Here is a 7859-nt window from a genome sequence, read left to right on the forward strand (position 1 = left end):
TAGCGGAACCTCTGCCTCTTATCGCCGGTGGCGGGGCTTATGGCTCTGGCGGCGCTCCGTCTCCCGGCGCTGCTGCTCTTGGCGCTGATCCTCAGCGCGGTCCTGCTCCTGCCTGTTCTCGGCCTCGGCGGATTTTGCCTCCGGCTGCGCCGGCTGCTCCTTATGCACCTGGCGCACTACCTCTGTCCGCCAAACGCCGCGCTCAACGGGCTTTTCCTCGCGGTGGGTGACTTCGCCGGTCTTCTCGTCCGTCAAAGGAACCGGCTTCGTCACCTGCTCTTTGCCGAGATACTGCGCCTTCACGGTATCACCCGGTTGGGCGTCGGCGGCTTTCACAGCCTTGGCGACCTGAACGCTCCAGATCCGATGCACGCCGGTTTCCGTCTGAATATCGACGTATTGTGAAACGTCGTTCTTCGGATCGTCGTTGTAACGGCCCTCCCCGACTTTCACGAGAACGCCAACCATGGGCGGCCGCTCGGCGCTGTCCTTCTCCGTCTTGGCGGTCGGGGCGACCTCGGCCTTCGACGCGTGGGCCTCCGGCTTGCCTGCGGTTTCGGTCTTCGGCTCGGTGGCTGCGCTCGAGGTGGGATTTTGTGCGGGCGAGGCCTGCGCGTTCTCCGGCTGCGGCGCGGCCTCGCGAACCTCCGCGGTTTCCTTCGGGGCGTCCTGCTTGCCAAGGCGCTGCCGCTCGGCGGCGATCCGCTCTTGCAGTTCCGGGTTTGTGATCTTGAAGCCGTACTCAGCCGCAAGGCTCACAACCATGCTCTTGTACGCGTCGTTGCCCTTGATCGTCAGACCATCCCACTTCTCCGAGGACAGTTGCAGGGCCGCGCGAACGCTCCCCCGGTCCTTCCAGTCATGGATCTTCACCTGCTTGCCATTATCGACAAAGGCCAGCTTCTCGCCCGTCGGCGTCTCACGGAAATACTGAACGTCCGAGCCCTTGGCCTTCGACCGGAAGCCTTCAATGCTGTTCGGCCTGGGCTCAACATAACGGTCGCCCTCAATGTCAGGACGGCGGCTCTCGGCCTGCTTGCGCTTTTCAGCGACGGCGCTCTCAAGATCCTGCATGGCCGTCTCGGCGGCCTTCTCCAAGGCCGGCCGCGCCTCCTCGGGAGCCGCCTCGATGATCGCGCCGATATTGACCTTGATGGAGGCCAGGGCGCTCTCCATCCGCTCGATCCTTGGCATGGTCTGTTGTCGTTTCGGTTCGGTCTGGTTTTCGGACTGCCGCTCGGCGCGCTCAATGGCCGTGCGGGTGCGTTCTTGAAGCTCCAACACCCTCCGCTCCGGCGTCGGCGTCAACGGCTGCTGCTGTGCGGCCAGGTCGCGGCTGACCGTGACGTAAGCCTCGGGATTGGTGCGGGAGGGCGTGACTTCGGACAGGCGCGACCGGGGCACGTCCACATAGGAGACGCTGCCCTTGAAAGAGGCCGCCAATGTCTCGGCGGTGGCGCGGTCGGGTGAAAACAGGGGTGCGCTCGACGTTTGAGCTCCCGGCCGCTCGGCGCGGTAAAGCCGGATCGTATCGGGGGCCTGGGTCGGCTCGGGACCAGAGGCCCGGGCAATGGCGACAGCCTGCCACCCGCGCGCAACCTCATTGGCACGCTTGCGGCCTTCCTCGCGGGTCGGAATGTGAACGGCGCGGGTCTGTGCCGCCTCGACGCGACGACGGGCGCTCTCGGGGGCCGTGCCGCGCTCGACGCGGCGGATGTCCTTGAGCTTGTAGCCGGGAACGTGGGCCTGCTCGAACCGGCTCACAGCCTCCATAGGGATATTCCGCTGCCGGGCTTCCTGGGCCAGTGTCTCGCGCCAACGCTGGAGATCCTGAATGCGCGGATCCATTTTCTTGCCGTGGCTGTCCCGCATTCGGACGGCGGCATGAACATGGATGTGCTGCCGGTTCGTATGAAGGGCGAACACATATTCCCGGCCTGCAAATTCCCGGTCCAGGGTGGCGCGAACGGCGCTCACAAAGGCGTCCTTGTCAGTGCCGGGTTTGGCGGAAAAGATGATGTGCGCAACCTCGCGCTGATCGGTCGAACGCAGATCCCGCTTCCATGACTTCGCCTCGGACCGTGCCGCCTCTTCGCCGGTCAGAACCTTGCCCCTGCTGGTGATGACGCTCTGCTCGCCGCGCTTGGACAGGCGCAAGAGGCGAACGCTTGCGCCCTCGACCCCATGCAGGAACCCATGGCTCTGGAAGGTGGCTCCCTCAAAGGAATCCGACAGGCGGCTCTCAAGGGCGCCAAGGGATTTCTTGGTGTCGAAGATCCGGAGCGCCCTGCCCTGCTCGTCCCTCTGCGAGCTGGCGGCCGCCATCACCACATGAAGCCGGGACTGAGCGCCCTCCTCCTCGATGCGGAAGGCATAGCGATGACCGGCAAGCGCCTCGGCAAGAGCCGCCTGGGCGTCCTTTTGTGAAACCTCGCCGTCGATCGTGAGGGTGAAGCTGAGAACGTCTTTTGACGGCTCGCGCGCCGGGGCGTCCTCCTGCCACCGGGCCACAAGCGCCTGAATGGCCTCCCTGCCCTGTACATAGGAACCGTCCTCACGCTCAAGGGCCAACTCCCCATCATGGCTCTGGTAGGTCAGAAGCGCCGACACGCGGGCACGGCCATTCGCAAAGCTGGCGAGTTTCACGACGGCGGCTTGCGAGCCCATGGCGAGGGCGGCGCGCTTCACCTCAACCGAACGAACCACCTGAACCGCATAAACGTCCTGCACGGCTCCAACCGATTGCACGGCCAGGACCGGGCGCGCGGCGACGATCCCGGCTCCTGCGGCTGCGACCGGCGGGCGGCGGCGCTCCTCCTCTTCGGGGGTGACGATGATCCGCGAACCGGACGCGGGGAGGTAGCTTGCTGGCCGGGGTGCTGCCGGCACGCCACGGCTCGGAGCCGGAGTCTGCGGGGCGGCCGAGGACCTGGCGGGGGCCTCATCATAGAGACCGGCCGCAATCTCGTTCGCCTCACGGATGGCTCTCAACCGGGCACGTCCAACAAAGGACAGACCGGCAAAATCGAGACCGGCATAGACGCTAGAGGCGATCATGCCTGCTCGTCCTTGAGGGCTTCGACCGCCAATTTCCGCGACCGCGCCACCATCGAAACATAGACCAGATCGTAAGCCTGAATGGCGCTCGCGATGTCCTCCAACACCTTCCGAAAGGTCGGATCGGGCGGAATAAGGCCCTGGTTCATGGCTCGCGCAATCTGATTGAGGTTCACACCCACGGCGCGGGTTTGGGCGGTCAGCTCTTCGATCGCGGCCTTTGCCTCGCCGTCAAACGTCGGGCCAAGTCCGCCTGCGGCGCGCGCCAATCGGCGGAAACCCTCACTCATGGTGACGCCATGCTCTTTGCAGACGGCGGCGAAATGAGCCCGTTCAGACGGTTGAAGCCGTACCGCAACGAGGTCTTTTCGGGTCTCTGGAGCCGCCAAAATCTCGGGTCCTGTGTGAAGTCTGGAGGCTCCGGTTGCCGCTAGGTGGCAACTGCCGGAGCCTCAAAACCTGCCCGGTCAGGGCACATGGGAAAGTGTGTATAACAATTTCCCCTATCCTGCCACTCAAGAAACAGACTTACGAATTTTTTGCCCCCTGAACCTTCTCAACATTTCGAGGGTTCGAAAGTCCGAAAACTCCGCAAAGCGCCAGAAACTTCCAGGGGGTTGAAAGGCTCCGAAGTGCGGGAAGGTTCTGGCCCCTCCTAAGTCGGGTAACTCGCGAAACCTTCAGGAGGTGGATAAATCATCGAATTTTAAAATATATGTTGCCCTTTTCACCCTGCTTAAGTACGAACATATCTTGTATTCTCGGAAGGATTCAAAGGCGCATAAGGCTCGGAAAATTCTGAATGCTGCAAAACTTTGGAGCGTTCAAAACTCCCGAAACCGCCATAAGCCGCAAAACCTTCGGAAGAGACAAAAGCTTTGAAACGTCGGCGGGTGATCGAAGGATTTTTGGCTGCCGGAGAAAGAGGGTGTGAAAGATGGCACAGGTGCCGATTGTTGCGTTCGCGAGCTCAAAGGGCGGGAGCGGCAAGACCACGAGCTGCATTCTCGTGGCGGGGGAAATCGCCGCCCGAGGCGAGCGCGTGTTGATCCTCGACACGGACCCTCAGCAGTCCGCCGTCAAATGGTTCGAGCGCTGCCGGGCGGCCAATCGCCTGCCGGAGCGGATCGAAGTTGTATCGTGCTTGGGTGAGGCGGCGTTGGCAGAACGCCTCAAGGCGCTGCCCGACGACGGCTTTGTGCTCATTGACGTTCAGGGCATCCTTTCCCCGGTCATGGCGATTGTCGCGGCCCGCGCTCACGTTGTGGCAGTGCCAAGCCGAGCCAGTCAGCTTGATTTGGAGGAAGCGCTTCCTTTTGTGCAATACACTGCTCACTTCCGGAGCAGTGGGGTGCAGGTGTTCCTCAACGAGGTGGAGGGCATTGCCCGAACAACGCAGGTCTTCAAGGACGCGGTTGCTTATCTCCAAAACAACAAGATCCCGTACTTCCGCACCATCATACAGCAAAGGCCCAAGTTCCGGGCCATCACCAACGACAAGGGGATGCTCGCAACCTTGGATGCAAACCCGGAGAGTGTGCGCAAGGCTCGCGCGAACGTCGCCGCCCTGACGGCTGAAATCCTGGACCTTCTGAGCCTTCCTCCGCAACAGCCTGCCCCGGCACCAACCGGCGAGGGCGTAGCCGAGCCGGACACGCGGGAAACTGCTCTCGCCGCTGAGGCGGTGTGAGCCGGGATCATACCATGTCCAAGTTTACGCTGCCTGACCCGGCCATTGGTGGAGGGAAGGAGCTTTCCCTTGATGAAATCCTGGCGAAAGGCCGCGAAGCGGCCGCCGCCACAGGGCAGATCATTACTGGCGACAAGCCCCCTGCCCCACAACCGTCCAGACCGGAACCGGAGCCTGTGAAACCGCCCTCCGCTCCGGTGCCGCCTGAGCCTGTTCGATCTTCAAAGTCGGCGGGTGAAGAAGCTTCTGCGCCCGGTCCAAAGAAGATGGGGCGGCCGCCGCGTCCCAAGCCGGATCAAAAGCGCGAGAAGTGGGGCGTCCAAATGCGGACTGATTTCGTCCTTGGCGTGCGCCGGATCGCTCTCGATCGGCGCATCTCTCCCTTCGACGTGCTTGAAGAAGCTGTGGGCGCTTACCTGCGCGACCAGGCCGCAAAGCGATAGCGGCGTCGGCACGATAGGACGGCGATCTGTGAATGAGATTTTCCTGACCCGGCGCGATCCAGCCCGCAACATAGCTCGGTTCTATGTGATGCGGTTGGAACCCGACTTGTTCGGGTCAATCGTGCTGGTGCGGGAATGGGGGAGGATCGGCGGCGCAAGCCGCCGACAAAGCCTGCGCCGCTCTGCGGCGCGGCAAGATCCGGCGTGGCTATCAGGACGCCGGATCAAGCTCATGACGGGCGCGCTAGCCCAAATCGGTGTGCGGAAAGTCTTTCCCCTTATACAGCAAGGGGATGTTGTAGTTCTTCGCGCAGGCATAGGCGAACGTGTCGCCCATGTTCAATTGAGCCGGATGGGGCTTGCCATACTGAACACGCGCCCGGATCGCGCGCTTTCCGATCTCCGGCGTGATGCTGATGTTCCGAACCTTCAGGGCGGTCATGAAGTCCGTCACAAGATCCTCGGCCTCGTCAATGGTGATCTTCTTTGCTTTGCTGACAGCAAGAACGCTCTCCATCATGGCAACGGGCGATGTGGTGAGCGGAGTCGTTGCGGCATCCAGCTTGGCGAGCAGCATATCCTTATCCTCTTCGTTCGCCAGAATGCCGCACACGGCGGACGCATCCAGAAACATTACTCTTCCCCCCATTCCTCGTCAGAGGCGCGCTTATGCTCTTCCCACGTCATGGTGCTGGTGGTGGTTCCCAGCCGCGCTGCCTTGTCGAGGACAGGGGCAAGCAACTCCCGAACACTCTTCTTGCTGTTTTCCTTCTCCATAGCCCCGTTGAGGGCATCCCTGATCACGTCCATTTTCTTGACCCGGCGCACCCGCGCCAAGTGTTCGATCTGGCTGAGCAATTCGGGATCTTTGATGTTTAACGCCATTTTGGTACCCTTCTAAGGGTATATTGGTACCATGTTTAAGGTACCATTTCAACATAAAGGTACGCGTCCAGTTCCTTTGGCCGCTGTCCCGGTTGAGCAGTGGCGGCAACGGCAAGGCGGATCGGACCTCGCAAGGCGCGGCCGTCTGTGAAACCCGATTGAAACCTGGAGACTTGGATCAGGGCGCGGCTTGCGCTATATTGCCGGAGTGCACGGCGGGCTTTCGCCCGCCATGCTCTTTGCTAGACGATCCAGAAATCGACCCGGAGTCTCACTCGCCAGTGTTTCCGGGTCTTTTTCATGTCCAGCGTGAAGCTAATGGGTAGAAACCACATAGCTGTCACCTCCGGTTTGAGGGCGAGGCGCTTGCCTCGACCGGGGAGCCTATCTCCCCGGATCGCGCCGCTGGCTCGGCGCTGCTGCTTCCGCCCTCAAAACCTGCTGTGTCTTCCTAATCTCTATTCCCTTGCGCTTCCGTAAACCGCTCGACGCCTCATAGCCTAGAGCAACGGCAGTTCTGACGGGATCGTTGGGGCTATGCGGCGTGGCGGCTTCGTGATTCACTTGTCTCAAACCTCTTTGGAGGAGATGAGCGATGACCAAGTCCTACTCGCTGGATCTGCGCCGCCGGGTGGCGCGCTTTGTTGAGGCGGGCCATTCCTGCCATGAGGCTGCCCGCCACTTCGAAGTCTCGGTTGCGTTTGTGGTCCGGCTCATGGCGGCGTATCGGGCCACCGGCAGCCTGGCCGCCAAACCAGAGGGCGGCTGGCGCTACTCCAAGCTCGATCCGCATCGCGAGTTCCTGATCAGGCGTGTCGCCGAGAAGGGCGACCTCACCATGCCGCAACTTGCCGCGGAACTGGCGGCCCTCGGCACCAAGGTCATGCCCGCCTCCATCGCGCGCTGGTTCATTCGGCAAGGCTACAGCTTCCAAAAAAAACGCTGCGGGCCAGCGAACAAGGACGCTCCGACGTGCGCCAGGCGCGCGAGCACTGGCGCACCAAGCGCCAGCCGCGCATGCGCCAGGAGCCGCATCGGCTCGTGTTTCTCGATGAGACCGGCACCTCGACCAAGATGACCCGCCTGCGCGGGCGCTGTCCCAAGGGGCAGCGTCTTTATGCGAAAGCACCGTTTGGTCATTGGAAAACCCAGACCTTTGTCGCTGGGCTGCGTTACAATGAGCTTTGTGCCCCCTGGGTGATCGATGGGCCGATGACCCGGCGCATCTTCGAAACCTATGTGGAGACGCAGCTTGCGCCGACGCTGTCGCCGGGCGATGTGGTCATTCTCGACAACCTGCCGGCACACAAGAGTGAGAAAGCCGCGCAGTGTCTCAAGCAAAAGGGTGCCTGGTTCCTGTTCCTGCCACCCTACAGTCCGGATTTGAATCCGATTGAACAGGTCTTCTCACAGATCAAATCGCACTTGCGCAAAGCTGAGGCCCGAACGCTTGATGCGCTCTGGCGCGCCATCGGCAACATTTGCGATCTGGTCGAGCCCGAGGCATGCCGCAACTACTTCACCGCTGCCGGGTATGGATTCGTCTGAATGCCCGTTGCTCTAGTACTACAGCCGGGCCTTGCGTCGGCGTCGGGTGCGTTTGCGCCAGTGGCATTCGCGCGCCCGCTGCTGATGGCGCCGGCGCCACACCGACCAGTGCTCGACGGCCTCAACCGAAGGCGGCCGCTCCCACACCAGATGCCAGAGCAGACGGCGCACTTCCGGCACGGTGAGCGGCAACAGCCCCGCGGCGCGTCTGACGGGCGTCTCTCCCCCCGATGGCG

General features: G+C 62.3%; 7 protein-coding genes and 1 pseudogene. 3 read left to right on the forward strand and 5 right to left on the reverse strand.

The features are described 5' to 3' along the window. Positions 1–18: 18 nt before the first annotated feature. Both FS320_RS17385 and mobC read right to left on the reverse strand, forming a co-directional pair. Positions 19–3057 (reverse strand): LPD7 domain-containing protein, encoded by a 3039-nt coding sequence (locus FS320_RS17385; RefSeq protein ID WP_152713089.1) that lies wholly within the window; start codon positions 3055–3057, stop codon positions 19–21. Further along, a complete protein-coding gene (gene mobC, locus FS320_RS17390) occupies positions 3054–3347 on the reverse strand; it encodes a plasmid mobilization relaxosome protein MobC (RefSeq protein WP_152713090.1) in 294 nt (97 codons plus the stop codon). Before mobC ends, FS320_RS17385 begins: the two co-directional genes overlap by 4 nt. 647 nt (positions 3348–3994) lie before the next feature. Here mobC and FS320_RS17395 point away from each other — a divergent pair. Both FS320_RS17395 and FS320_RS17400 read left to right on the forward strand, forming a co-directional pair. Next, positions 3995–4747, forward strand: coding sequence for a ParA family protein (locus FS320_RS17395; protein ID WP_152713091.1), 753 nt, complete (start codon positions 3995–3997; stop codon positions 4745–4747). A gap of 14 nt (positions 4748–4761) precedes the next feature. Further along, positions 4762–5190 carry a dihydrolipoyllysine-residue succinyltransferase component of 2-oxoglutarate dehydrogenase complex gene (locus FS320_RS17400; protein ID WP_152713092.1) on the forward strand — a complete coding sequence of 143 codons (429 nt, stop codon included), beginning with the start codon at positions 4762–4764 and terminating at the stop codon, positions 5188–5190. Positions 5191–5434: 244 nt separating this feature from the next. Here the strand turns inward: FS320_RS17400 and FS320_RS17410 are convergent, their stop codons facing one another. Together FS320_RS17410 and FS320_RS17415 are read right to left on the reverse strand one after the other, a co-directional pair. Further along, on the reverse strand, positions 5435–5824 hold the full coding sequence (locus FS320_RS17410; protein WP_152713093.1) for a type II toxin-antitoxin system VapC family toxin: 390 nt from the start codon (positions 5822–5824) through the stop codon (positions 5435–5437). Continuing rightward, entirely contained in the window at positions 5824–6075 is a 252-nt protein-coding gene (locus tag FS320_RS17415; protein WP_152713094.1) for a type II toxin-antitoxin system VapB family antitoxin, read from the reverse strand. The genes FS320_RS17410 and FS320_RS17415 overlap by 1 nt, the downstream gene beginning before the upstream one ends. A gap of 595 nt (positions 6076–6670) precedes the next feature. Here FS320_RS17415 and FS320_RS17420 point away from each other — a divergent pair. Further along, a protein-coding gene (locus tag FS320_RS17420; protein ID WP_274597186.1) for an IS630 family transposase occupies positions 6671–7623 on the forward strand; the annotation gives its coding sequence in 2 pieces (ribosomal slippage) (positions 6671–7006 and positions 7009–7623; 951 coding nt in all). 18 nt (positions 7624–7641) lie between these two features. Here the strand turns inward: FS320_RS17420 and FS320_RS47185 are convergent. After that, positions 7642–7859: pseudogene (locus tag FS320_RS47185) on the reverse strand (hypothetical protein); the annotation flags it as partial.

This window comes from Microvirga tunisiensis, from assembly GCF_009296175.1.
GTDB classification, from domain to species: domain Bacteria; phylum Pseudomonadota; class Alphaproteobacteria; order Rhizobiales; family Beijerinckiaceae; genus Microvirga; species Microvirga tunisiensis.